Genomic DNA, 509 nt, shown 5'->3' on the forward strand with positions numbered 1-509 from the left:
TGCACGGATGTGCCGCCTGCGCGCAAGTAAGTCCGCAGCCAAGCTACCCTGACAAGGCCCGAACTGGCGACGGTTCGGGCCTTGTGCTTTGCGTACCCAAACAATCGCCGCAGAATACTGTGCATTTGTACAGTATTCATGTCAGCCACTTCCAAGCCCAAGCTCTACAACCCACGCCACCCCGAACGCACGCTGCTCTACCAAACGGTAGCCGAGCACTACGAGACCTGGCTAGAGTTGGCCAGCGCGGGTCAGTTCGACGGCCAGGGCGACCACCACACCCCCAAGCCCTTCGTGCGCAAAGCGTTTGCCAAGTATCTTGAGTGCGGCATCTTTGCCCATGGCTTTGCCCGCGCTCGCTGCGGCGACTGTGGGCACGACTACTTTGTAGCCTTCTCCTGCAAAGGCCGGGGAGTCTGCCCCTCGTGCACCACCCGGCGCATGGTGGAGACAGCAGCGCACCTGAACGATCACGTATTCCCCCGCCTGCCGGTGCGCCAGTGGGTGCT

General features: G+C 61.9%; 1 protein-coding gene. It reads left to right on the forward strand.

The window, feature by feature from the left end; all coding sequences use genetic code 11:
• Positions 1-138: 138 nt before the first annotated feature.
• Positions 139-509 (forward strand): IS91 family transposase (locus A612_RS16160; RefSeq protein WP_019372614.1); only part of this gene is annotated, 371 nt, incomplete at its 3' end.

It is taken from the genome of Melaminivora alkalimesophila, from assembly GCF_000282995.1.
Lineage (GTDB): Bacteria > Pseudomonadota > Gammaproteobacteria > Burkholderiales > Burkholderiaceae_C > Melaminivora > Melaminivora alkalimesophila.